Here is a 23152-nt window from a genome sequence, read left to right as displayed (position 1 = left end):
ACGATCAGTTGAACAGGGAGTCGATGTCGTCCTGCGACACTACATTGGCGTCGTCGGCGAGCGAGGGGCCGTTCAGCAAGGCCGCATCGCCCTCGCGGCTTTCAGGAATGATGGAATTAGCCGTGGCCACCTCGGCCGCACCGCCCCAGATGTTCGCCATGCTGGAAATGCGCTCCTCTACGAAGCGCAGCAGCTTCACCACCTTGCCGATGCGCTGGCCGGAAATGTCCTGAAAGTTGCAGGCCTCGAATATCTTGATGGTCTGGGCCTGAATCGCCTCGGCCAGCGCCAGGTCGTCGCCGACCAGCGAGCGCGACAGCTTCCCGGCAAGGGCATCGACATCCTCCGCCGCGCTCAGAATGGTTTCCGTCGCGGTTTCGGTGGCGGCAACCACCGCGTCCAGTTCGTCGGTGGCGCGAAACAATTGCTCGCCCCCGCCGCCTTCCGAATGCAGGGCGGCGATCTCAGACTTGGTGTTCTGGATCGCTTCCTGAATCGTCTCTAGCCCCGCCCACAGGGCGTTGCGATCGCGCTCCTTATCCATGAGCGGATTGCGATATTTGAAAGTCTCGATCTCCCCGCGCATCTGGGAGAGCTCAGCCAGGATACGGTCCAGCTGGCCATCGACAGGGCTGCGCAGACCGAAGTCGGCTTCAGCGGGCATGCGTGTCGAAGCTTCAATGCGAAACGGTCGCCGACTCGCGGACATCCCGACCTCCAGTATTCGTAGATTAGGTTGTCCCTTTATATTTCGAATATCGCCCTGAACACCAGCCCACCACCTGCAGCGCTGCAAGCTTCGCGCAAGGCGACCTCCGGTAAAAGAAACGAACAGAGCCGATGAGACATCTCTCGGTCGGCATTTCTTATGCCCTCAAACGGAGCGTCCCATGGCGGTAGACCTTTCGATGAAAATTCTTGTGGTAGACGACTACAAGACCATGGTCCGGATCATTCGTAACCTCTTGAAGCAAATCGGCTTCGAGGATGTGGATGAGGCATCGGACGGAACCGAGGCGCTCTCGCTGCTCAAGGTGAACAAGTACGGCCTCGTGATCTCCGACTGGAACATGGAACCCATGACCGGATACGAGTTGCTCAAGCGCGTCCGTGACGACGATGTTCTCAAGGAGACTCCGTTCATCATGGTGACTGCCGAGGCGAAGTCGGAAAACGTCATCGCGGCGAAGAAGGCCGGCGTCAGCAACTATATCGTCAAGCCGTTCAATGCTCAGACTTTGAAGGGTAAGATCGATACCGTGTTCGAGGCGTGAGGCTCCAGCTTCTACAAGGCGCGTCGCATCCGCATGCGGTAAGCCGCAGATAAAATTCAGAGTAGTACCTCCAGCGCCCGGCCTTCGTGCCGGGCGTTTGGATTCAGGGCCGGCGATTGCGTTCTCGCAGGTCCACTTCGGCCGGTTGCACCTAATGGCCTTCGGCGCCATCGCAGAGTTTTCCGCGCACGGGCGGTCGCCCCAGGATGTGCACAGGCGGAAAACGCATCCATCTCACCTTTGAAGCGTTCCAAATACCCCCAGAATGGAATGAGTCTGACCTCGGAAACGGAGGAAACACTCCCGCATGTTGCGGGTTGGGAGTGGTTCTCCTCACCAGAACACCACTTTGCGTAGAAAACCCGCTCCATATCGCATCGCTAAGCCGAAACCACTGCAGATGGCGCTCCAAATCCGCGCCAACTCTGGTTTTGGGCGATTCAATTACTTCTTACCAATTCAATAACGGATCTGGAGCCGCACGCTCTCACCGGAAAAAATTCTGAGCAAATAAATAAGCCGAGCCAAACGGCCAAGGTTTATGAGGAGAAGTCCCATGTATGTGGTTGTCGATCCCCGCGCATCTGTCGCTGAGAGCTATGTTTCCGGATTTTCTCGCGAAGGATTTTCCTCTCTTGGCTTCGGACATGGCGAATTCAAGGAATGGCTGCAATCTGCTTCCGATCAGGACCTGGGAGCGGTTCAGGGTTTCTTGCTCGGCGATTTTGAATCTCGGAACTCCTATCCGGAGATGATCCGCACCCATTCCCGCGCTCCGGTGATCGCGCTGGAAGACATCAAATCTCTGTCCCAGACGCTCGAGCTCTATACCGCCGGCATTGATGACGTGGTGCGTAAGCCAGTTCATGTGCGGGAGATCGTCGCCCGGTCCGACGCGGTTTGGCGCCGCATGAACACCAATAACGGCCCCGCCACCACGGGTCGCCTCAGCGTGTATTTCGATGGACGCGATCCGGCGGTGGACGGCGTGCCGCTGCCCTTGCCCCGCCGCGAGCGCCACATTCTTGAATACCTGGTCAAGAACAGCAAGCGCCGCGTCACCAAGACCCAGATCTTCAACACGATCTATGGCATCTTCAATGAAGACGTGGATGAGAGCGTGATCGAAGGCCACATGAGCAAGCTGCGCAAGAAATTGCGCATGCGCCTCGGTCACGACGTTATCGATGCGAAGCGCTACATCGGCTATCAATTCGTCGGTTGATCTCCCGCAACCCGACGCCTGGCCGCCTTGTCGCACGACAAGGCGGCTTTTCTTTTTCAATCCGGTCCCTAACCGCCCCATCGACTTGGACCCGCAAGCTTCGGTCCAGCTTCTGCGTTTAACACGCAGTTGATCCTGGCCTCCACATGCGACGGCAGGAACCGCCTGGACTTGCCTTCCCGGAGAGACACATGCGCCTCACACTCAAAACTTCGCTTATCGGAACCGTGCTCGTTCTGCTGGTCTGCCTCTTGGGCCAGGCGGTCATCGGCACGCTGATGCTCAACCGCCTGAATGTCGCGACCCAGGATATTTCCACCAATTGGCTGCCCAGCGTGCGGGTGCTCGGCGAGATCAAGTATGAGCTGACCCGCGTGCGCTCCTCGCATGTCCGTAGGTCGATTCTGTCGAATGTCGAGGAAATCAAGGCGCACGATCTGCGCATTGCCGCGTTGCAGAACAATCTTAAAGAGTCCACCAAACTCTATTTGACGTTGATCTCTTCGCCCGAAGAGGGGGAGATCTGGCGCAGTGTCGAGCAGAAATACGCGGAATACGGCCTCGTCGTCGAGAAGCTTTTCGCGGCTCAGGCGGCCGGCAATTCCGAGATGGTCATCAAGCTGCTGAATGAATCGGCAAGTGCATTCGACCGTGTGCTTCAGCCGCTCGATGCGGATGTTAAGATGAACAACGACAGCGCTGCGGTTGCGGCCGATGTCGCGGAGAAGGCGTTCGCGGATGGCCGGCTGTCGATGTTTGCGGCCAGCGGCGCCGCGATGGTCATCGCCATCGGTGCCATTTGCTTCATCTTCTTCGGCGTCACGCGCCCGCTCACCAACATCACCGACGCCATGAAGCGCATCTCCGGCGGCGCGCTGGATACCGAGATCGACGGACTCACGAAAGCCAACGAAATTGGCGAGATGGCTCGCGCCCTCAGCGTGTTCCGCGACAATCTCGCCGACAACGAGCGTATGCGGCTTGAGCAGATCCGCAAAGATGAGGAAATGACCGCGAAGCTCATTTCCGAGCGCAATTCCATCGCGAATGCCTTCCAGCAGACCATGGGCAGCCTCGCCGAGCGTTTTGCCTCCTCCTCCAATGAAGTCGCGGACGCCGCCCGCGGCCTCTCGGCCAGCGCCGAGGAAACCTCCCGCCAGGCCCATGCGGTTTCCAGTGCCGCGGAAGGCGCCTCCAGCAACGTCCAGACCGTCGCCGCCTCGGCCGAGGAGCTTTCCGCCTCGATCCGCGAAGTGAGCGAGCAGGTGGCGAATTCCGCCAAGATCGCCCATTCCGCCGCCGACGAAGCCGGCCGTACCAGTGACAATATCCGCGCCCTCTCGGCAGCCGCCAATTCCATCGGCGGCGTGCTGAACCTGATTAAGGATATTGCCGAACAGACCAACCTTCTGGCCCTCAACGCCACCATCGAGGCGGCGCGGGCGGGCGACGCGGGACGTGGCTTCGCGGTGGTTGCCGCCGAGGTGAAGGAACTCGCGGCGCAGACCGCAAAGGCCACCGACGAGATCGCCGCCAAGATCGGCGAGATCCAGGAGGCGACCGGCGCCACGGTGACGTCGATCAGTTCCATCGTGTCCACGATCAACTCGATCCGCGACGTGACGGGAGCTATTTCCAGCGCCATCGAAGAACAGCGTGTCGCCACCAGCGAGATCGCCGGCAACACCCATCGTGCCGCGGAAGGCGCGAGCCAGGTAACACTTAACATGACGGAAGTCGGCAAGGCCGCCGGTTCAACCGGCTCCGCAGCGACCCAGCTTATGAGCCTGTCGTCTGCGCTCTCCGAGCAGTCCCAGTCCATGGAGAGCGAGGTCAGCCGCTTCGTCAGCTCCCTACGCGCCGCCTGATCGGCCCATCCCGACGACCTTAAGGGCGGTGCCGAAAGGCACCGCCCTTTTTCGTTCTATGATCCGCGGGTGGAAGCACCGCACATCTCGGATCAGGCATTGCGCCCATTCGAGGAACGCGCCCGACGCGCGCGTTGCACGCCGAGGCGCAAGAGCTGGGCATTGTGTACCGAAGAAAGAATTCCGGCCCGCAACGCGAAAAGCCCGCGCCAGGGCGCGGGCTTTTAACGCAACACAGCGACGTCTGCAGTCAGCCAATCTTGAGCCCGAGCCGTCCCGCCTGCCGCTGGACGAAGGCTTCCATCCGCTCACGCCCCACGGCCGTCAGTTCCACCAGAACGCGGCGGCGATCGCCGGGATCAGGCAGCCGGTCCAGCAGGCCGGCCTCTTTCAGATCCTCGATGCGGCGTAGGGCTGTGGTGGTGGGCACGCCCGAGGCGATACAGAGGCTGGTCACCGAAATCGGCCGGCCCGTCGCCTCTGCCACTGCCAGATCCAGCAGCATGTCCCAGGCGGGATCAGAGAACAATCCGGCCTGGAAGATCGCGTCGCGATCCGCCCGTGCGGCCACCAGCGCCTTGAGATAATTCGGCCGCGCCGTCGGCACGACGATCGGCGCCTGTGGCGAGATGCTGGATTCGTCCTCGACCAGCGAGAGCGCTCGTTCTACGGCGTGCTTCACTTCCTCGGCCGACAGCGGCTTCTGAAGGAAATCGACGGCATGCAGGCGCAGGGCGCCCACGGCGCGGTCGAGCGAGGCGTGACCGGTGATGACGATGGCGGCGAGCGGCTTTACGCGCCGGCGCACCGCCAGCTTCTGGAGCAGCTCAATGCCGTCGATACGCGGCATGTGGAGGTCTGTGACGATGACCTGAAGCTCATTGTGACGGGCGACCAGATCAAGCGCCTCCACGGCTGTCTCGGCGGTGCGCGTCGGCATGTCGAGTGCCTGGAGGCCCTCGCTCAACTCCGCAAGAACGTCCGGATCGTCGTCGACCAAGAGAACGCGGGGTGCCGCTTCGATGTCCTGTTCCATAATCTAGGCCCCAGTGTTCCACTCAACGCCTGCCGCCTCGCTCCCAGCCTGCGCACTGAGCGCGCGCAACAATTCTGGCAGGGGACGCTTCGGCGAAATCAAGTAACCTTGAACATAATCGATTGGGAAACTGCGCGCGAGCTTTAGATCGTCGGGAAATTCAACACCCTCAGCAACAACCTTAACGCCCAGTTTGCGACCTAATTCTGCAATCGAAGCGAAGATATTGCGGGCCTTGGTCCAGGTCCGCGCGTCACGCACGATCTGAAGATCAATTTTAATTTCCGTGACGGGAAGCGCGGACAGCTGAAGCAGCCCACTCTGGCGCCGCCCGACATCGTCGAGCGCGAGGCCGAAGCCGGCCATGCGCAAACGCGCCAGCATCGACATGGATTCGGCGCAGGAATCGTATAGCGAATCCTCCGTGAGTTCGAAGATCACGTCGGCTGGCGAAAGATGTGCGTCCTCCACGCTCTGGATCAGGTTGCGCAGCGAATCCGGCTGCAGCACCACTTCCAGGGGCAGGTTGACGCTGATGGGGCCGCGCCAGCCCGCCTTGATCCACTGTGCGCAGCCTCGCGCGGCAACTCCCAGCACATATTGGGTCAGATGCACCAGCACCGAGGGGTCGGAAGCCGCCGCGGCGACAATGTCCAAGGGGCTCACCGGTCCCACGCCCGGTAACACGCCGGTCAACAGCGCCTCCGCACCGGCGAAGCGCAGCGTCTGCACCTCCACCTTCGGCTGAAAACTCACGGGCAAGCTACCCGCGGCCAGACTGGCCTTGAGCGCCGGCAGGATGGCGCGCCGCCCCCTGCGCGGCGGAGCCGCTGTCACTGCCCCGCAATCGGCATAGTCCAGCAGGCGCAATAAGTGTTGCGGGTCGAAGGGCTTCGTCAGTGCGCCGAGCACGGTGAGCTTCTGTTCGCCGGCCACCTGCGCCACCACGCGAAGCACATCCTCGCCGACACCGCTGATGAAGATGAGGCGCGGCTGCTCAGCGAAGGCGGTCAGCCGGTTCATGATATCGATGCCGTCCATGGCCGGCAGGCCAAGGTCAAGCAATACAACGTCGACACTGGCAAGTTCGGACATATTGAGCTTGCGCGGATCCGTACACCAGCGCGCGCTGTGGCCGGCGGCTGAAATCAGCTCGCACAGGTCCTCACACAATGGTTCTTCATCATCGAGAATGAAAACGGATCGAGCCCGCGCTGTCATTGCTACCTCGCAGCTACAAGCTGGTAGCGCTTGCAGCTTGCGCGAGGACGGCTTCGATCTGGTCGACCATCAGGATGGGATCGAGAGGTTTCACATACAGGAGGTCGGCGTCGAAATCAGCTGCCTCGGCTTCATTGATAATGTGACCCGTAATTATCACAACAACCTGCGGCTGCAAATCTTTTGGCAACAGGCGCGCGGCCGCCACCAATTCGGCCCCGTCGTGTTCGCCGACCCGAAGATCGGTAATCAGGCATATCGGATGATACCCTTCGAGGAGCACCGTGAGGGCATCGGGCGCGGAATGGCAGGTCCGCACATGCCAGCCGGCGGCGGTGAAGAACTCACCGAGCTCCTCCGCAAGCTCGGGCTCGTCGTCGCAGATCAGCAGGGTGCGGCGCCGGCTCATTCTGCCATCGCCGAAACGGGAGCGGGCAGCCTTGGAATATCCACCGTGAACCGCGCCCCCTCAGCCAGATTGGCCGCGCTGATGGTGCCGCCCATGTCGCGCACCACGGTCCGTGACAGGGAAAGGCCAAGGCCGGTGCCCTTGTCCGCGGGCTTGGTGGTGGTGAAGGCCTCGAACAGGTGCGGGAGGATATCGGGAGCGATACCACCGGCGTTGTCGTCCACTTCAATTATGACGTGATCGTCCTCGACCCGGCAATGCACGAGGACCCGTGGCGGGGCCCCTCCCGGCGCCAACGCATGGCTCTCGCAAGCATCGCGTGCGTTCACCAGGAGATTGACGATCAATTGCTCGAACATGATCTGCTCGCCCACGACCATCACATCCGGCGACACATTGAACCGCAGCAGAAGCTGGATTCCGGCCGCGCGATATTGCTCTGCCACGAAGCCCGCCGCCAATTCCAAAGCGGCACGGATGGAGAAACTCGTGGAATGGTCGGTGGGCATGCGCGCGTAGCGTCGCACCTGGTCGGTGATGCGCTTGGCGCGATCCACCTGTCCTTGAATCCGCTCGAGTTTCGCCTGTACCAGTTCGTGGCCAGCACCCGATTGCAGCAGGCGCGCGGCGTTCGCTGTGGCCATCTTGATTACGGCGAGAGGCTGGTTCAGCTCGTGGGCGATGGCCGTGGCCATCTCGCCCAGGGTCGCAAGCTTGGCCGCTTGCATCACCTGAAGCTCGGCGTGGCGGATGCGGCTGGTGTCGGCCACTACCAGCAAGGCCTGCGGCGTCCCGTGCCAGAGCACCTCGCACAGACTGCCGCGCAAGGAGACGACATCGCCCTGCCGGCGCGAGAACGTCATGGTGATGCCGCCCCAGGGGTTGCCGTTCGTATCGACCGCCACTTCGCGTGCCGCTCGGGTCAGGCGTTTCCAGTCCGGATCGCTGAGCGGCGCATCCACAACCGCCAGCGCCGCCGGATTGATCAGCCGGACCTGCTCGCTGGCGGGATCGAACACGATCACGCAGGCCGGCGTTGCCTGGATCACCGCCAGCAGACTCGATTCCATTGACTGCAACGCGGCCTGCCCCTGCATAACCTCCGTGAGGCGCATCTCCACCCGCCGTTCCATCGCCAGCAGGATGAGCACCAGGATGGTGCCGGAGGCAAAGAGAAGCAGCAGCGGAATGCGCGCCGGATTGGCATCGAGCTGAGCCTCGATCTGCGCCGTCGCCTCATTATAGGAGACTGACGACAGCAGGACGCGCTGCAACAGGCGCCCCAGGGGCTGCAATTCAATGTCCCATTCATGGAAGACGTCTGTGCCGCTGACCTCGAAAAGATCGGGATGCGAAAGGGCATCGATCATGCCGTCCAGCCGCTGCTCAAAAATCTGCAATTCCGGCTTGTAACCGGTCAACCCCGGCAGCAGATCGGCTTCATCGGATTCATAGAGGACTGGCAAGCGCGAGCGCAGCAGTTCCAGGCGCAGCTTAAGCGCATCGAATTCATCGGCACTGGGCGAAACGGCGGCCAGGCGCAGGCGAGATGTCGCCTTGAGGAATTCCAACTGGGCCTGGTAGACGATCCAGCCCGAATTATGGATCTTCTTCGCCAGCATCGATCTCTGACTGTCAGTAGAATTGTAAACCATCACGGTCGCGACAAAAAATACGATCGTCGTCACCACCATGGCGGCGGAGACGAGGCGCATGCCGCGCGTGGTCAGTTTATCGAACGATAAATTCAATGGACTTGACCTGCCACACCATGCGCTCTCGGAAGGTCGCGGAATTGAACCGGGGCTCCGCGTCCATGGGATAGATGATCCAGAACGGGCCCTTGTCGCGCACCGGCATCGAAAGCTTATTGCGGCGCGTGGCGAGGATCGGGCCGGAATAGGTCATGTCCTCGGCCGGAATGGCGGCGGAATAATCATTGAGCGCCTCCACCCGCGCTTCTTTTATCTCTCCTGGGAAAAGACGTGACAGATCGAGAAGGCTGGGCCCATCGAAGGCTTGGCGGCCGCGCGTCCAGGGCGTGGTGGTATCGATATGGAAGGGCGGGAACGCCTCGAGCTCCGCCACGGCGACCTGCCGCTCCGCGACGAGGGAGCCGCCGCTGGTCCGCCAGCTGAGCGACAAGGTCTGCGCGGCACTGGCGTCGTCCAGCCCCACCAGCGCACACAGCAGCAGGACGACATGGGCGCGGAATGTCTTCATCAGTCTTGTTCAGGGCAGCTGGGCGAGGCCATAACCGCCCGCGGCCGACCCATTCTCCTCATGATGGCGATGGGTCCATCTTCACATAACGACCAAGGATCGGCGCGGCCAATCCCATCCAGTTTGGCGCTTCACCGGGTCCTCCCGATCCAAATCGGATGCAATTTTTGCGATGCGCAGACAAAAAAATCCCGGCCGGGGTGCCCCGACCGGGTTATCACATTCCTCACTGCCCGACGCACGAACAGGCGCCGCGCCTGACCTTGTGGTGGCTCAGGGCGTGACGACCTGAATCACCTTGCGACTGCCGCGATCGACGATGACGCGGCGGTCGTTCACGACGGTGTACGCATATTCGTCGTGATTGGGCACCGAATAGACCTGAACGCTGGGCGGCAGCGGCTCGCCCACCACCACTTCACGCTGATAGGCGATGGAAGGACGGTTTTCATGGATCACGTAGGAGCGAACCTCCTGCGGGGGCTCGGCCGCCGCGCCCATGGTGGCGCCCACTGCGCCGCCGACCACAGCACCTACGGGGCCGCCGACGACGGCGCCCACAGCCGCGCCGCCCACAGCGCCGGTTGCCGTGGAAGCCTGGGCGAAGACGGCGGTCGGGGATGCAATGGCCAGAGCCACCGCGGCAATATAGATCGGGGACTTCATGTTGATCTCCTCTCGACGGTTGGTCGATGGTTCAAACGAAGGCCCGCGCGCTTCGTTCCCTAGAGGAGAAAAATGTGAAGACGTGAAATATTCGGTTGCGATGTTTAGGCTACGACGGGAAGCCATTTTTCGTTTCTTTATTGCCAAGCTTCTTATTTTGAACGCCACCCCGCTCGACGCGCGCCGCAATTACAAATACCCAAAGCTTGGCCTTAAGGAGCGGAAAGCGGTATGAGCGCTCTCGTCATGCCGCTTTAAGCAGATCCCGCCGCTTGAGCTCCGCAAGCGTCAGATCCAGCACGCGGTTGGCGGTGGCCACGATCTGGTCCGCCTCGGCATAGCTCAGGGTGAAGGGCGGAGCGAGGATCAGTCCGTCCCGCACCGCCCGCATCACCAGCCCTTCGGCGAAGGAAAAGTCGCGCGCGATAAGGCCGACAGTGCCTTGCTCGCCGGCAAATTTTGCGCGGCTCGCCTTGTCCGGGGTGAGTTCCAGCGCACCGATAAGGCCGATCATGCGCGCCTCCCCCACCAGCGGGTGCTCTGCCAGCTTCAGCCAGCGGTCCTGCAGATAGGGGCCGATATCATTCTTGACCCGTGCGACCAGCTGTTCCTCATGCATGATCTTGAGATTGGCGAGCGCCGCCGCGCACCCGCCTGGGTGGCCGCTATAGGTGAAGCCGTGGTTGAAATCGCCCCCATGCTCGATGAAGCCATCCGCGACCCGGTCGCCGACGATGACTCCGCCTAAGGGGAAATAGCCGGAGGTGATGCCCTTGGCGAAGGTAATGAGATCGGGCTGAACGCCCATATATTGGCAACCGAACCACTCGCCCGTGCGGCCAAAACCACAGATCACCTCATCGCTCACCAGCAGCACGTCGCGCTCGCGGCAGATCTTCTGCACTTCCGGCCAATAGCTGGCGGGGGGAATGACGACGCCGCCTGCCCCCTGGATCGGCTCGCCGATGAACGCCGCCACATTCTCCGGACCGGCCTCGTCGATGGCGCGGGCCACCTCGCGGGCCGCGAACAGGCCGAACGCCTCATGGTCCATATCGCCGCCCTCGGCCCACCAATAAGGCTGCTGCACATGGATGATGCCGGGAATGGGCAGCCCGCCCTGGGCGTGCATGGGCTTCATGCCTCCAAGGCTCGCCCCGCCGACGGTCGAGCCGTGATAGGCGTTATGCCGGGCGATGAAGATATGCTTTTCCGGCTTGCCCATGGCGGCCCAATAATGCCGCACCATGCGGATCACCGTATCCACAGCCTCCGATCCGCCGGAGGTGAAGAACACGCGGTTCATCCCCTCCGGGGCGACGGCCGCGATGGCGGCCGCAAGCTCGGCGGCGGCGGGATGGGTCGTCTTGAAGAAGGTGTTGTAATAATCGAGCTTCCGCAGCTGATCGGCGATCGCATCGACGATCTCATGCCGGCCATGCCCGACCTGGGAGCACCACAGGCCCGACATGCCGTCGAGGATCTTGTTGCCCTCGGAATCGAAGATGAAATTCCCCTCCGCATGGGTGATGACCCGCACCCCTTCCGCATTCAGCGCCTTAGTGTCCGAAAAGGGATGCAGATGGTGCTCGGCATCCAGATGGCGCCAATGGGCGGTGGAATTGGAGGGGGGAACGGACGTCACGATTGCGATGCTCCCTCAGAGCCGAAAGGACAAGTTTTCCTTAGGGCCGCCCTGCCCTTTTAACAAGCTTGGCTTTGAGGCGGCGGGTGGGTTGAATTGCCCGCTTTGGCGGCAGGCCGCTAGCCGCGCCGCGACCGAGGGTCCGCCTCGGCACAGGGGACTCTTTGCGTCTCCGGAATGTGCTAGGTCGTCACAAAAAGCGGCCAATGCGTCCGCGCACCGGAGAATGCCCGCATGGATTTGGATTTCTGGCGATCGAAGTGGGAAAACAACCAGATCGCCTTTCACGAAGGCAAGCCGAATGCGCTCCTCGTGAAGCACCTTGCCCATCTCAACCTTCGCCCCGGCGCCCGCATCTTCGTGCCCTTATGTGGCAAGACGCGAGACATCTCGTGGCTGCTCTCGCAAGGTTTTGAGGTCGTCGGTGCCGAGCTGAGTGCGCTCGCTGTCGAGGGTTTGTTCGCCGACCTTGGCGTATCGCCTGAGATCTCGGCTCTGGGCCCGCTCACACGGTGCAGCGCCCCGGGCATAGACATCTTCATCGGCGACATCTTCGAATTGACCCAGGAGACGCTCGGACCGGTGGATGCCGTATATGACAGGGCGGCGCTGGTCGCCCTGCCCGAGCTCCTCCGCGCGCGCTATGCAGCCCATCTCATCGAGATTACCGGCGCGGCGCCACAGCTCCTCATCTGCTTCGATTACGATCAATCCCTCATCGCCGGCCCGCCGTTCGCCGTAAGCACGGAGCACACGCGCATGCTGTACGGGAAAACCCATCGCATCTGCGTCCTTGAGAGCGTGCCGGTTCCTGGCGGCCTGAAGGGCACCTGCGAGGCGACCGAAAGGGTGCTGCTGCTTGAACGTGCGTAGGGCCGGAGAGCGGGCCTTACAGTCGCGTCCAAACCGTCTTGAGATCGGAGTATTTTTCCAACGCGTGGAGCGATTTGTCCCGCCCGAAGCCGGATTGCTTGACCCCGCCGAACGGCACCGTCATGTCGTCGGCGTCGAAACAGTTCACATAAACGACGCCGGCTTTGAAGCGCCGCGCCACCTTGTGGGCGGCCGCGAGATCGCCACTCCAGATGGCGGCGCCGAGACCATAGACCGTGCCGTTCGCGATCTTCACCGCCTCGTCCAGCCCGTCGAAGCCGATCACCGAAAGCACGGGACCGAAGATTTCCTTCTGCTCCAGCGCTGAGCCGGGCGAAACATTGTCAAAAATAGTGGGCGCCACGAACGCACCGCCGGTCTCCTCGCGCACCGCCGTGCCGCCCACGACCAGACGGGCACCTTCCGCAAGGCCCTGGTCGATGGCGGAGAGGATGCGATTTTGATGCGCGCGGCTCACCACCGCGCCGGCCCGCGTGTCCGGGTCAAGCGGGTCCCCGGGCATCCATTGGGCCGCGGCGGCGGCGATGCGCTCCACCAATTCGCTCTTGATGCGATTGTCCACCAGCAGGCGCGAGCCGGCCGTGCACATTTCGCCCTGATTAAAGAAGATGCCGGCCGCCGCCGCCTCGGCCACCGCGTCGAGATCCGGCGCGTCGTGGGCGACGACGAAGCCGGTCTTGCCACCCAGCTCAAGGCCCACGCGCTTCAGATTGGTGTCGGCCGAATAGCGCATGAAATAGCGTCCGACTTCAGTGGAGCCGGTGAAGGCGATGGCATCCACGTCCATGTGCAGACCCAGCGCGGCGCCCGCCTGCTCGCCAAGGCCGGGCACCACATTGAATACGCCGTCCGGGATGCCCGCTTCCTGCGCCAACTCCGCAAGGCGAAGCGCGGTCAACGGGGATTCCTCCGCCGGCTTAAGGATCACGGAATTGCCCATTGCCAACGCCGGCGCGAACTTCCACGCTGCCATGATCATGGGGAAGTTCCACGGCGTCACGCAGCCGACGACACCGAGGGGCTCGCGCAGGATCAGCGCGAGATTTTCGTCGTTGGTGGGCGCGACCTCGCCATAGATCTTATCCGCCGCCTCGCCGTAATAGGCGATGCAATCCGCGGTGGCGCGCACATCGATGGATTTCGCATCCGAGATGGGCTTGCCCATGTTGAGCGTTTCAAGCAGCGCCAGCTCGTCGCGATGGGCACGGACCAGATCTGCGAAACGCATCAGGACGCGCTTACGCTCCCCCGGCTTCAAACCGGCCCAGCGACGATCCTCGAACGCCGTCCGGGCCGCGGAAACGGCGCGATCCACGTCAACGCCGTCGCAGGACGCGATCTGCGCCAGCTCCTGCCCAGTAGCTGGATTAATGGCCGCGAACCGCTTGCCGCTCGCGGCAGGTACGAAGCGACCGTCAATGAAGGCATCGGTACGGAATGTGGAAACGGCACTCGAAGCTGGAGGGGCGCTGGCGCTCATCGACTTACTCCTGCAAGCCTAGCCGTGTAACCGGGCCGGCACCCTCGCCTTTGTCCCCTGGCGTCGTCAAGGCGAACGCCCGGTCACAAGCTGGCCGGGCAGATGGAGCTGCGACGCAGTCCCCTTCCCTCGAGGTACACCGGCGCTCAGCCCTCCCGCTCGGGGGCGCTGCCTTCGCCGTCCTCATCCTCGTCCTCGACCACGGGAATGGCATAGGCGCCCTTGAGCCAGCGGTTGAGGTCCACGTCCGCACACCTTTTGGAACAGAAGGGGCGATAGCGCTCAACGGAAGGTTTGGCGCAGATGGGACATGGGCTGGAGACGAACGGCACCGTGGCCCGCGCCCCCTTTGGCTTATTGTCGTTCACGCCGCGCGCTCCGCCCAGCCTGCGCGGACCGGATAGCCCTCGCTCGTCAACAGCGCGACGGTTTCCGCCAGGGGCAGGCCGACCACCGAACTATAGGAGCCCATGAGCTTCACCACGAACGAACCGGCAATGCCCTGGATGGCATAGCCGCCGGCCTTACCGCGCCATTCCCCGCAGGCGAGATAGGCTGTGATGTCGTCGTGCGAGAGGCGGCGGAACCGCAGGCGGGTTTCCACGAGGCGTGTGCGCGAACGCCCGCGGGCGGAGACCACGCAGAGCCCGGTGAACACCCGGTGCGCACGGCCCGAGAGCAGGCGCAGGCATTCTTCCGCCTCGCCCTGAAGCTCCGGCTTGGGCAGGATGCGCCGGCCCACCGCGACAACCGTGTCGGCGGAAACCACGATGGCCGACATGCCGGCCTCCTTGGCGCGGGCCGCAACCAATTCGCCCTTCTGCCGGGCGAGCCGCTGGGCGAGGTGGCGCGGCAGTTCGCCTTTATCCGGCGTCTCGTCCACGTCGGCGGGCATGAGCAGGTCGGGCTCGATGCCGGCCTGATTGAGCAGAGCGAGCCTGCGGGGCGAACCGGAGGCCAATACGAGCTTCACCCTGTCGTTCACGTCTGCGTCACCTCGAACCGGCTGAAAAAATGCCGCGCAGCACGGGGCACGCGGCGCGCGGACGCTAGCGCAAAGGGTTGCGCGTGTGAACGCCCGTTTGCGCGCATCATAGGCCGGCGCTGCGGCGGGAACGGACAGCGGTCGCATCATCCCGGTGCCGCCGACCGTTCATAAAGCGCTGCTAGAAGGCGGCCGGGGGGGATTTGGAACGAGGACACGCGCGATGCGCATGAGTTTCGCAGCCACCGGTCTCCTGCTTGCCCTTTCCGCGTTGCCGGCCGCCGCCCAGAGCGGCGTCGCCTACGGCCCGGAGCTGGAGGGCTTTGAATATCCCTACCCCGTGGGGCGATTCGACTTCACCTCGCAACGTCAGCCGTTGCACATGGCCTATATGGACGTGAAGCCGGAGCAGGCGAACGGACGCACCATCGTATTGCTGCATGGCAAGAATTTCTGCGGCGCCACATGGGAAGGCGTGATCGCCCCGCTCACCAAGGCCGGCTATCGCGTGGTGGTGCCGGACCAGATCGGGTTCTGCAAATCCTCCAAACCGCAGGACTACCAATTCTCCCTGCACCAGCTCGCCGCCAACACCCATGCCCTGCTCGCGCAGCTCGACGTGGAAAACCCCATCATCATGGGCCATTCCATGGGCGGCATGCTTGCCATCCGCTACGCCCTGACCTTCCCGCAGGACGTCTCGGGGCTGGTGCTGGTCAATCCCATCGGGCTGGAGGACTGGCGCGAAAAAGGTGTGCCCTCGCTCACGGTGGACCAGTGGTTTGCGGGCGAGCAGCGCAACAATTTCGAGGGCATGAAGAAATACCAGCAGAACACCTATTATGCCGGCACCTGGAAGCCCGAGTACGACAAGTGGGTCGACATGCTCGCCGGCATGTATCTCGGCGCCGGCAAGGACAAGGTGGCCTACGACCAGGCGCTCACCTCGGACATGGTGCTGAGCCAGCCGGTGGTACACGAGTTGCACAACATCACGGCGCCCACCTTGCTGTTGATCGGCATGAAGGACAACACGGCCATCGGCAAGGCGGCGGCGCCGGCGGATGTGCAGAAGCAGCTCGGCCATTATCCCGAACTCGGCAAGGCAGCCGCGAAAGCGATACCCGGCGCCACGCTGGTGGAATTCGCCGATCTCGGCCATGCGCCGCAGATCCAGGACCCGGCCGGCTTCAATGCGGCGCTTCTGAAGGGGCTCGACCTGATGAAGTGAGGACGGCGCGCGTCCTCCGCCTTCCCGGGCCTCCCCCTCCCGTCTCACGTGCGGAGAAAGGCAGGGAAGGTCTCCTCCAAAGGTGGAGCCGAGAAGATACGAAAGCGCTCGACACGGTCGTGGCCAAGCCGGCCGCACTGTCAGCCCTGACGGAAGCGCGCCCGCACGTGCCGTTCTAGTTCGTCCCGCACGGTGCGGTAGGCGTCCAGCCGCTGCTCGCGATTGCCGGTCTCAAGCGTGGGATCGGCGGTCGGCCAATATTCCACCCCGAGCGCATTAGTGCGGGTGATTTCCAGCGCGCGATGGTGCGCGTCCGGCGACAGCGAGATGGCGAGGTCGAACCCCAATCCCTCCAGCTCCTCAAGTTCCTCCACGCTCTTGGGCCGGTGGCGGCGCACGTCGAGGCCCACTTCCTCCATCACCGCCGTGACGAAAGGATCGGCCTCGCCCGCGATAACCCCCGCTGAACCCACATAAAGCGACTTGCCGAACAGATGCTTCGCCCAGGCGGAGGCCATGACGGAGCGCACCACATTCTGCCCGCAGATAAAAAGAACCGATTGCGGCCGCGCTGAGCGCGAAGGTACCGCGGGAGGCTCGTCCAACTCATCCTCTCCAATGGAGCGCACAAATCAGGGTAAACAGGCGGCGGGCGGTATCGAAATCCACCTCGATCTTGTCTTTCAGCCGCTCCTGCAGCAGCTCCGAGCCTTCGTTGTGGAGCCCGCGCCGTCCCATGTCGATCGCTTCAATCTGGGTGGGCGAAGCCGTGCGAATGGCGTCGTAATAGCTTTCGCAGACCAGAAAATAGTCCTTCACCACCTTCCGGAACGGTGTGAGCGAGAGGTGGTGCTGCACCACCGGATCTCCGCCCTCGCGCTTGATGTCGAGCACCAGGCGGTTGTCCATCAGGCCGATATGAAGCGTGTACGGCCCGTCTCCCGGATCGTTCGCGAGGGCGAAACGATTGTCTTCGAGCAGATCATAGATGGCCGTCGCGCGCTCGTGCTCCACATCGGGCCCGCCGCGACCGATGGAGGTTTCGTCCAGGGTGACGCTACACAGGCGGTCGGTGCGGGAGCTTTGCGTCATGGCATCAGGCGTCCGGGCTGCCGGCGTTGGAACGGATGAGGACGGAACGCCCGTGGGCCTGCAGGCGCTCCACCTCGGCGAGACGTACCGCCGCTCCGCCGATCACGCGCAGGGCTTCCGGCGTGCATTTCAGCAGCGAGGTGCGCTTCATGAAGTCCAGCACGCCGAGGCCTGACGAAAAACGGGCCGAGCGCGCGGTCGGCAGGACGTGGTTCGTGCCGCCCACATAATCACCGATGGCTTCGGGCGTATAGGCGCCGATAAAGATCGCACCCGCGTGGCGGATGCGGGCGGCGAGCGCCTCGGCATCGGCACTGTGGATCTCCAGGTGCTCGGGCGCCACGCGGTCCACCAACGGGACAGCGGTCGCGAGGTCGTCCACCAGAATGATGGCACCGTGGTCGCGCCAGGACGCGCGGGCGATCTCGGCCCGCGGCAAGGTGGCGAGCATGCTTTCCACCGAGCGCTCCACCTGATCCGCCAGCGCTGGGCTGTCGGTCACGAGGATCGACTGGGCGGCGGTGTCATGCTCGGCCTGCGCCAGCAGATCGGCGGCGATCCAGTCCGGATTGGCCTCCCCGTCCGCCAGGATCAGCACTTCGGACGGGCCAGCCACCATGTCGATGCCCACCTTGCCGAACACCTGCCGCTTGGCGGCGGCCACATAGGCATTGCCGGGACCGACGATCTTGTCCACCGGGGCGATGGTCTGGGTGCCGTAGGCGAGCGCGGCCACGGCCTGCGCGCCACCCACGCGATACACCTCGTCGACGCCGGCGAGACGGGCGGCGGCCAGCACCAGGGGGGCAATCTCCCCATCGGGCGCCGGCACCACCATGACCACGCGGGGCACGCCAGCGACCTTCGCCGGCACCGCATTCATCAGCACCGAGGAGGGATAGGCGGCGGTTCCGCCGGGCACGTAAAGCCCCACCGCATCCACGCTGGTCCAGCGCTGGCCAAGCTCCACGCCGACAGCATCGGTGTAGCGCTCGTCCTGGGGCTTCTGCCGCGCATGATGGGAGAAGATCCGGGCCTTCGCGAACTCCAGGGCCTCGCGCGTCTCGGCCGGGATGGAGGCGAGCGCGGCGTCGATCTCCGCATCGGTGACGCGAATGCCACGCTCGGCGAGATTCACCCGGTCGAGCCGGGCGGAGATTTCGATCAGGGCGTCATCGCCCCGCGCGCGGATGTCGGCGATGATCTGCGCCACGACGGCGGCGACATCCGCATCGGTTTCCCGCTTGCTGGCGAGAAATGCGGCGAAGGCGGCGGGAAAATCGCTTTGCTGGGTATGAAGACGGATCGGCATGCCGTCTCCCTAGAGCATGTGCCCGAAAAGTTGAATGCCTTTTCCGCTCCGCTCTGGCTCGGGGCGGGTGCGACGCATCGCGCGATCCTCTCCCCGCCGCTCGTTTCAGCCGACCTTCACATCCGGCAGCGGATCGTGCTTGGGGGCGCAGGTGCAGCCCCAGGCGGGGCCGAGATCGCTCAGCCGCGCCTCGATGCATTCCACCGACAGGCGGATTTCCGCACCGCCGGAGAAAGTCAGCAAAATATGGCCGGAGGGCTCGTCCGTGGGCTCGAACGTGACCGCGAGCAAGTTCAGAACCGTCTCGCTCTTGCGCGGGTCGAAGCCACGGGCCTGCACGGCGCTGACGCGCTCAAAATGCAGCCCGGCGCGCCGGCGCACCAATTCGTCAGCTGTTTCCATCTGGTCCCAGTCGAACCGATTGAGCAGGAGGGCGAACCGGCGGCTGCTCGGCAGGAAGCCGATATCCTCCACCTTGATCACCGCATCCTGAAGATGAGCCGAGATGATGGCGAGGTCTTCGCCATCCATGGCGAGGAGCTTGAGACTTTCCATCGGCGTGCGGCCTTCTTATCGCTTCTTGTGACGAACCGCAGATGGCGACGCCCACGCCATCCATCAAGGGACCGCGTGCATTTGCATGCCGCCCCATCATGGCGCGCGATGCTGCGCGCACAAATTCCTCAGCCGCTGATGCGCTCGATCTGCGCGCCGCAGCGCGAAAGCTTCTCTTCCAGCCGCTCGAAGCCGCGGTCGAGGTGATACACCCGCTGCACCATGGTTTCGCCCTCGGCAGCAAGGCCGGCGATCACAAGCGAAACCGAAGCGCGCAGATCGGTGGCCATAACGGGCGCGCCGGTGAGCCGCTCGGTGCCCTCGACGGTTGCGGTATCTCCATCCAGCTGGATCTTGGCGCCGAGCCGCGCCAATTCCTGCACATGCATGAAGCGATTCTCGAAAATCGTCTCGGTGATGCGGGAGCGGCCCTTCGCACGGGTCATCAGCGCCATGAACTGCGCCTGAAGATCGGTGGGGAAACCGGGGAACGGGGCGGTCGTCACATCAACGGCGGTGATACCGGCACCGTTGCGGCGCACGCGGATACCCTCATTGGTGGCGTCGATCTCTGCGCCCGCCGCCCGCAGCGTGTCGAGCGCGCTCTCCAGCAGATCCGGCCGCGCACCGGAAAGCATCACATCGCCCCCGACCATGGCGGTGGCCATGGCATAGGTGCCGGTCTCGATGCGGTCAGGCAGAACCGCATGGCGTGCCCCCCGCAGGCGCGGGACGCCCTGAATCTCGATCCGCGGCGTGCCGGCGCCGGAAATGCGGGCGCCCATCTTCACCAGGCAGTCGGCAAGATCGACCACTTCCGGCTCGCAGGCGGCGTTCTCGATCACCGTATCCCCATGGGCGACGGCCGCCGCCATGATGGCGGTGTGGGTGGCGCCCACCGAAACCTTCGGGAACACGATGCGCGCGCCCTGCAGCCCCTTCGGCGCACGGGCGAGCACATAGCCCGCGTCGATCTCAATTTCAGCGCCCAGCGCCCGAAGGGCGTCCAGATGAAAATCCACCGGCCGGGTGCCGATGGCGCAACCGCCGGGCAGCGAGACCCGCGCCTCGCCCATGCGGGCCAGCAGCGGCCCGACCACCCAGAAGCTCGCGCGCATCCGCGACACGAGGTCGTAAGGCGCGGTGGTATCGACGATCACACGCGCGTCGATCTCCAGCGTCTGGCCGGCGTGGGGATCGTCCCCGTTGCGCTTGCCGTTGGTGGTGATATCGACGCCATGATTGCCGAGGATGCGCTGAAGCAGCGCCACGTCGGCGAGGCGCGGCACGTTCTCGAGGATCAGCTTCTCTTCGGACAGCAGGCTCGCGATCATCAGCGGCAAGGCGGCATTCTTGGCGCCCGAGATGGGAATCGTGCCTTCAAGGGAAGACCCGCCGACGATGCGAATTTTATCCATGCGCTGAACGCTCCTGGTGCCCGGTGGCCGCCCTGCCCCTCGTCACGGCCGTCGAGTAAACGCGTTGTCTAGCAAGGCTCGCCCTCGGGCACAATGATGGCCGGCTTCAATCCACCACCCGCGGACACCAGCGCACCTTCCGAAACGGAAAATCAGGTCATTTCGTCCCGCTCGGGAGATGGCTCCTCCGAAGTGACGCCCGTCGTCGCCCCATTGCCAGTCGCAGGCCGATCGGCCTCTTCCTTGCGGGCGCGCCCCTGGGCCTTGCGGCGGGCAAGATTGGCCCGCAAGGCCTGGGCAAGGCGAGCGGACTTATCCTGCGTGGGGGTCTTTGGGTCGGCGGCCATGTCCAAGGGTTAGCCGCGTCCGCATCATGAGGCAAGAGTCGCCGCGCGGAAGCTTTTGCAGGGGATGGGGCGGACGCGGATGCATGGCACCCTTGAATCTCGCGACGGCTCCACGTATGAGGAGCGCCTGTTTCGGCCGTGGGGCTTGCGCGGAAGCGTGGTTACAGGCAACGCGGCGCGGGGGCTGATGGTCCCCGAAGCCCGAGACAGGAAGCCTTGAACGCTTCAGGGCCGCAATAGCTCAGCTGGTAGAGCACCTCATTCGTAATGAGGGGGTCGGGGGTTCGAATCCCTCTTGCGGCACCATTTTACCTTACTTTTCAATGACTTAGCCCTCGGTGATACAAGCCGAGGGATACAACTTGAGTCGTTGGCTTTTATCGCTGCCCTATTTGCAGAGGTCCCGGCATGGCGTCTTTCGCTATCGGCGGGCGGTTCCCTTGTCGCTCAGGGAAACAGCCGGGAAGCGGGAAATCCTCATCTCGTTGCGGACCAAGAACCCTGCGGACGCAGAGTTGCGCCTTCTGCAAGCGCACTTGGATGCTGAAACGTGGCTGAGAGCGCTTCAGCCTGGTGCGCCAATCGAGCCGCTGCCCTGGCCTCCACATAACCTGAATCCGCCCGCAAGCACCGCTCCGGCGCCGCAGGGCGCTTCAAGTGCCCAGCTTGTGCCCCCAATGGCGCCCCAGGCGCCCAACGCAAACCAACCGAATCCGGTTACGTTAAACGGTGCGCTCGCCCTCTACCTCGACTTGAAGGAGAACGAATTCGCCGCTTTCAAAGGCCGGCAAAGGCAAGTGCGGCTGAACGAAAAACACCGAGTGCTCAGATATCTCACGCAGGCGCTGGGATGCGATAAAGCGGTGGTCTCCCTCACACGGGAGGACGCCAGAACCTTCCGCGACTTCCTCCGGGGCAATGGACTCGCCCCCGGCTCAATCAATAAAAACATAAAAATTGCAGCTGCGATCATACAGACCACGCTGATCGAGCATCAGCTGACCACGAGAAATCCATTTCACAATTTTCATGTGGCCAATGAGATTGCTGATCGAGACGCCCGCCTTCCCCTCAGCACGGAGGAAATCGACACCGTTCTGCGGCTCAAGGTGAACGACGAGCTATTAGCCATCGTCAAGCTCTTGGCCTTCACCGGCGCTCGACTGAACGAAATCGCCGGCCTGACGTGGGAGGACATTCGGCTTTCTTCAGCAGGCCAGGAAATTGCGCATATCGAAATCAGAGCAAATGCCGTGCGCAGCCTCAAAACTGCCAATAGCCGGCGCACCGTCCCGTTGATTTCCGTAGCGGAATATGCTATACTCCAGTACCTTAACCTGACATCAACCCCACCTTCGCCGACAGCTCCGGTCTTCCCTCGATATGGACGTCCAGGGGGCTCGGACGCCGCATCGGCGGCCTTGATGAAAGCGCTCCGGAAGGCGGGCATCACTGATGCTCGGAAATCCATTCATTCCTTGCGCCACAGCATGAAGCAGGCCCTTCGGGATGCAGGGTGTCCCAAGGACCTCCGGGACGCGATCCAAGGGCACGCCTCAGGCAGCATTGCCGAGAACTACGGGCTCGGCCATTCTCTTAAGCAAATGAATTTCTGGATCGAAAGCGGATTAAATGGTATAAAAATCGGAAAATTACGTAACTACTTATAAAATATCGCGCTAGACCTTGACAAACCACGGACGAACGTGGTATAGTGCGAGCATTAATTTCGAGACTTCACCCTGCACGGCCAAAGGGCTGGGGAGTTGCCGCTACAGGCGAAAGGCGTCGCTAAGTTCTCCGGGGAACTGGCTCCGCCTGCCCCGATGGTCTTAAACGTCATCTACCGGATGATGGGCCAACATCGGCTTTCGCTGTTAGCTGAGGAGCTCACCCCGCACGGCCTGATTGGCCGCAAGGGCGTCGCCCGCTCCCTGTGTCCACAAAATTATAAATAATAACGAAAGGAGGCAACAATGAATGAAAGCTAAACAAAAGCTCACTCTAACCCTTAGAGTGAGGGTAAGTCCCGAAACATTATTTGCATTATCAACGCTCGCTAAGCGTGATGGCTCAGATCAAAGTAAAACTATTCGGATGTTGATCTGGCGTGAATTTAACCACCACGCTGCATTAGAAAAATAGTTTAAATTCGTCTCATTAAATATCAGATGGATTTAACATATATATTATGAATGACATAAGCGAGCGCATTTCGCCGCCTATGAACGTGAAATTCAAAACCACCCACACATATTCCGCTTCTGAAAA

24 protein-coding genes and 1 tRNA gene are annotated in these 23152 nt (G+C 62.7%); 8 read left to right on the top strand and 17 right to left on the bottom strand.

The window, feature by feature from the left end; all coding sequences use genetic code 11:
- Positions 1 to 4: 4 nt before the first annotated feature.
- The gene (locus V5F68_RS06480) at positions 5 to 664 is read right to left on the bottom strand and encodes a protein phosphatase CheZ (protein ID WP_394013804.1); all 660 of its coding nucleotides are present in this window, start codon (positions 662 to 664) and stop codon (positions 5 to 7) included.
- 226 nt (positions 665 to 890) lie between these two features.
- Between V5F68_RS06480 and V5F68_RS06475 the strand changes: the two genes are divergently transcribed.
- From V5F68_RS06475 to V5F68_RS06465, 3 genes are all read left to right on the top strand, one after another.
- The gene (locus V5F68_RS06475; RefSeq protein WP_394013802.1) at positions 891 to 1274 is read left to right on the top strand and encodes a response regulator; all 384 of its coding nucleotides are present in this window, start codon (positions 891 to 893) and stop codon (positions 1272 to 1274) included.
- Between the two features lie 556 nt (positions 1275 to 1830).
- Positions 1831 to 2499: a response regulator transcription factor gene (locus V5F68_RS06470; RefSeq protein ID WP_394013801.1), complete on the top strand. Its 669-nt coding sequence runs from the start codon at positions 1831 to 1833 to the stop codon at positions 2497 to 2499.
- Positions 2500 to 2690: 191 nt separating this feature from the next.
- Complete coding sequence (locus V5F68_RS06465; protein ID WP_394013800.1) at positions 2691 to 4367, top strand: methyl-accepting chemotaxis protein; 1677 nt, start codon at positions 2691 to 2693, stop codon at positions 4365 to 4367.
- A 250-nt stretch (positions 4368 to 4617) separates the two neighbouring features.
- On the opposite strand, the gene V5F68_RS06460 is transcribed toward V5F68_RS06465, so the two are convergent.
- From V5F68_RS06460 to V5F68_RS06435, 6 genes are all read right to left on the bottom strand, one after another.
- Positions 4618 to 5403: a response regulator gene (locus tag V5F68_RS06460; RefSeq protein WP_394013799.1), complete on the bottom strand. Its 786-nt coding sequence runs from the start codon at positions 5401 to 5403 to the stop codon at positions 4618 to 4620.
- A gap of 3 nt (positions 5404 to 5406) precedes the next feature.
- Positions 5407 to 6624, bottom strand: coding sequence for an EAL domain-containing response regulator (locus V5F68_RS06455; RefSeq protein ID WP_394013798.1), 1218 nt, complete (start codon positions 6622 to 6624; stop codon positions 5407 to 5409).
- Between the two features lie 13 nt (positions 6625 to 6637).
- Complete coding sequence (locus V5F68_RS06450) at positions 6638 to 7033, bottom strand: response regulator (RefSeq protein WP_394013797.1); 396 nt, start codon at positions 7031 to 7033, stop codon at positions 6638 to 6640.
- Positions 7030 to 8784 carry a sensor histidine kinase gene (locus V5F68_RS06445; protein WP_394013796.1) on the bottom strand — a complete coding sequence of 585 codons (1755 nt, stop codon included), beginning with the start codon at positions 8782 to 8784 and terminating at the stop codon, positions 7030 to 7032. The genes V5F68_RS06450 and V5F68_RS06445 overlap by 4 nt, the downstream gene beginning before the upstream one ends.
- Positions 8765 to 9256 (bottom strand): putative pterin-binding protein, encoded by a 492-nt coding sequence (locus V5F68_RS06440; protein WP_394013795.1) that lies wholly within the window; start codon positions 9254 to 9256, stop codon positions 8765 to 8767. Before V5F68_RS06440 ends, V5F68_RS06445 begins: the two co-directional genes overlap by 20 nt.
- Positions 9257 to 9529: 273 nt before the next feature.
- A complete protein-coding gene (locus V5F68_RS06435; RefSeq protein ID WP_394013994.1) occupies positions 9530 to 9928 on the bottom strand; it encodes a DUF1236 domain-containing protein in 399 nt (132 codons plus the stop codon).
- Between V5F68_RS06435 and V5F68_RS06430 the strand changes: the two genes are divergently transcribed.
- Positions 9921 to 10157 carry a hypothetical protein gene (locus V5F68_RS06430; RefSeq protein WP_394014001.1) on the top strand — a complete coding sequence of 79 codons (237 nt, stop codon included), beginning with the start codon at positions 9921 to 9923 and terminating at the stop codon, positions 10155 to 10157. The two genes, V5F68_RS06435 and V5F68_RS06430, sit on opposite strands and share 8 nt — an antisense overlap.
- Before the next feature lie 9 nt (positions 10158 to 10166).
- Here the strand turns inward: V5F68_RS06430 and V5F68_RS06425 are convergent, their stop codons facing one another.
- A complete protein-coding gene (locus tag V5F68_RS06425; protein WP_394013794.1) occupies positions 10167 to 11567 on the bottom strand; it encodes an aspartate aminotransferase family protein in 1401 nt (466 codons plus the stop codon).
- Between the two features lie 234 nt (positions 11568 to 11801).
- On the opposite strand from V5F68_RS06425, the gene tmpT reads away from it, so the two are divergent.
- Entirely contained in the window at positions 11802 to 12440 is a 639-nt protein-coding gene (tmpT, locus tag V5F68_RS06420; protein WP_394013793.1) for a thiopurine S-methyltransferase, read from the top strand.
- A gap of 16 nt (positions 12441 to 12456) precedes the next feature.
- On the opposite strand, the gene V5F68_RS06415 is transcribed toward tmpT, so the two are convergent.
- The 3 genes from V5F68_RS06415 to V5F68_RS06405 all read right to left on the bottom strand — a co-directional run bounded on the left by V5F68_RS06415 (position 12457) and on the right by V5F68_RS06405 (position 14926).
- On the bottom strand, positions 12457 to 13941 hold the full coding sequence (locus V5F68_RS06415) for an aldehyde dehydrogenase (protein ID WP_394013792.1): 1485 nt from the start codon (positions 13939 to 13941) through the stop codon (positions 12457 to 12459).
- Between the two features lie 146 nt (positions 13942 to 14087).
- On the bottom strand, positions 14088 to 14309 hold the full coding sequence (gene yacG / locus V5F68_RS06410) for a DNA gyrase inhibitor YacG (protein ID WP_348846241.1): 222 nt from the start codon (positions 14307 to 14309) through the stop codon (positions 14088 to 14090).
- Complete coding sequence (locus V5F68_RS06405; protein WP_348846240.1) at positions 14306 to 14926, bottom strand: Maf-like protein; 621 nt, start codon at positions 14924 to 14926, stop codon at positions 14306 to 14308. Before V5F68_RS06405 ends, yacG begins: the two co-directional genes overlap by 4 nt.
- A 229-nt stretch (positions 14927 to 15155) precedes the next feature.
- Between V5F68_RS06405 and V5F68_RS06400 the strand changes: the two genes are divergently transcribed.
- On the top strand, positions 15156 to 16157 hold the full coding sequence (locus V5F68_RS06400) for an alpha/beta fold hydrolase (RefSeq protein ID WP_394013791.1): 1002 nt from the start codon (positions 15156 to 15158) through the stop codon (positions 16155 to 16157).
- 140 nt (positions 16158 to 16297) lie between these two features.
- On the opposite strand, the gene V5F68_RS06395 is transcribed toward V5F68_RS06400, so the two are convergent.
- The 6 genes from V5F68_RS06395 to V5F68_RS06370 all read right to left on the bottom strand — a co-directional run bounded on the left by V5F68_RS06395 (position 16298) and on the right by V5F68_RS06370 (position 20881).
- Positions 16298 to 16762 (bottom strand): arsenate-mycothiol transferase ArsC, encoded by a 465-nt coding sequence (locus V5F68_RS06395; RefSeq protein WP_348846238.1) that lies wholly within the window; start codon positions 16760 to 16762, stop codon positions 16298 to 16300.
- Between the two features lies 1 nt (position 16763).
- The gene (locus V5F68_RS06390) at positions 16764 to 17249 is read right to left on the bottom strand and encodes a UPF0262 family protein (protein WP_394013790.1); all 486 of its coding nucleotides are present in this window, start codon (positions 17247 to 17249) and stop codon (positions 16764 to 16766) included.
- 4 nt (positions 17250 to 17253) lie between these two features.
- Positions 17254 to 18561 carry a histidinol dehydrogenase gene (gene hisD, locus V5F68_RS06385; RefSeq protein WP_394013789.1) on the bottom strand — a complete coding sequence of 436 codons (1308 nt, stop codon included), beginning with the start codon at positions 18559 to 18561 and terminating at the stop codon, positions 17254 to 17256.
- Between the two features lie 105 nt (positions 18562 to 18666).
- Positions 18667 to 19116: a DUF2948 family protein gene (locus V5F68_RS06380; protein WP_394013788.1), complete on the bottom strand. Its 450-nt coding sequence runs from the start codon at positions 19114 to 19116 to the stop codon at positions 18667 to 18669.
- A 128-nt stretch (positions 19117 to 19244) separates the two neighbouring features.
- On the bottom strand, positions 19245 to 20534 hold the full coding sequence (gene murA / locus V5F68_RS06375; RefSeq protein WP_394013787.1) for a UDP-N-acetylglucosamine 1-carboxyvinyltransferase: 1290 nt from the start codon (positions 20532 to 20534) through the stop codon (positions 19245 to 19247).
- A 152-nt stretch (positions 20535 to 20686) separates the two neighbouring features.
- Positions 20687 to 20881 carry a hypothetical protein gene (locus tag V5F68_RS06370; RefSeq protein WP_394013786.1) on the bottom strand — a complete coding sequence of 65 codons (195 nt, stop codon included), beginning with the start codon at positions 20879 to 20881 and terminating at the stop codon, positions 20687 to 20689.
- A gap of 230 nt (positions 20882 to 21111) precedes the next feature.
- Between V5F68_RS06370 and V5F68_RS06365 the strand changes: the two genes are divergently transcribed.
- Together V5F68_RS06365 and V5F68_RS06360 are read left to right on the top strand one after the other, a co-directional pair.
- Positions 21112 to 21187, top strand: a tRNA-Thr gene (locus tag V5F68_RS06365).
- 56 nt (positions 21188 to 21243) lie between these two features.
- The gene (locus tag V5F68_RS06360; protein WP_394013785.1) at positions 21244 to 22551 is read left to right on the top strand and encodes a tyrosine-type recombinase/integrase; all 1308 of its coding nucleotides are present in this window, start codon (positions 21244 to 21246) and stop codon (positions 22549 to 22551) included.
- Positions 22552 to 23152: the final 601 nt, after the last annotated feature.

The organism is Roseixanthobacter pseudopolyaromaticivorans (assembly GCF_043195145.2).
In the GTDB taxonomy this organism is placed as follows: Bacteria; Pseudomonadota; Alphaproteobacteria; order Rhizobiales; family Xanthobacteraceae; genus NCEH01.
The sequence above is the reverse complement of the archived record's forward strand: the minus strand, read 5'-3'. Positions and strand labels throughout refer to the sequence as shown.

Bases quoted from the DNA above. Each gene is read 5' to 3' on its own strand.
- V5F68_RS06415 (WP_394013792.1), bottom strand. From the start codon at position 13,941: ATGAGCGCCAGCGCCCCTCCAGCTTCGAGTGCCGTTTCCACATTCCGT.
- murA (WP_394013787.1), bottom strand. From the start codon at position 20,534: ATGGATAAAATTCGCATCGTCGGCGGGTCTTCCCTTGAAGGCACGATT.
- V5F68_RS06370 (WP_394013786.1), bottom strand. From the start codon at position 20,881: ATGGCCGCCGACCCAAAGACCCCCACGCAGGATAAGTCCGCTCGCCTT.
- V5F68_RS06380 (WP_394013788.1), bottom strand. From the start codon at position 19,116: ATGGAAAGTCTCAAGCTCCTCGCCATGGATGGCGAAGACCTCGCCATC.
- V5F68_RS06430 (WP_394014001.1), top strand. From the start codon at position 9,921: ATGTTGATCTCCTCTCGACGGTTGGTCGATGGTTCAAACGAAGGCCCG.
- V5F68_RS06480 (WP_394013804.1), bottom strand. From the start codon at position 664: ATGCCCGCTGAAGCCGACTTCGGTCTGCGCAGCCCTGTCGATGGCCAG.
- V5F68_RS06390 (WP_394013790.1), bottom strand. From the start codon at position 17,249: ATGACGCAAAGCTCCCGCACCGACCGCCTGTGTAGCGTCACCCTGGAC.
- V5F68_RS06475 (WP_394013802.1), top strand. From the start codon at position 891: ATGGCGGTAGACCTTTCGATGAAAATTCTTGTGGTAGACGACTACAAG.
- V5F68_RS06400 (WP_394013791.1), top strand. From the start codon at position 15,156: ATGAGTTTCGCAGCCACCGGTCTCCTGCTTGCCCTTTCCGCGTTGCCG.
- V5F68_RS06465 (WP_394013800.1), top strand. From the start codon at position 2,691: ATGCGCCTCACACTCAAAACTTCGCTTATCGGAACCGTGCTCGTTCTG.
- V5F68_RS06455 (WP_394013798.1), bottom strand. From the start codon at position 6,624: ATGACAGCGCGGGCTCGATCCGTTTTCATTCTCGATGATGAAGAACCA.
- V5F68_RS06450 (WP_394013797.1), bottom strand. From the start codon at position 7,033: ATGAGCCGGCGCCGCACCCTGCTGATCTGCGACGACGAGCCCGAGCTT.
- V5F68_RS06470 (WP_394013801.1), top strand. From the start codon at position 1,831: ATGTATGTGGTTGTCGATCCCCGCGCATCTGTCGCTGAGAGCTATGTT.
- V5F68_RS06440 (WP_394013795.1), bottom strand. From the start codon at position 9,256: ATGAAGACATTCCGCGCCCATGTCGTCCTGCTGCTGTGTGCGCTGGTG.
- hisD (WP_394013789.1), bottom strand. From the start codon at position 18,561: ATGCCGATCCGTCTTCATACCCAGCAAAGCGATTTTCCCGCCGCCTTC.
- V5F68_RS06460 (WP_394013799.1), bottom strand. From the start codon at position 5,403: ATGGAACAGGACATCGAAGCGGCACCCCGCGTTCTCTTGGTCGACGAC.
- tmpT (WP_394013793.1), top strand. From the start codon at position 11,802: ATGGATTTGGATTTCTGGCGATCGAAGTGGGAAAACAACCAGATCGCC.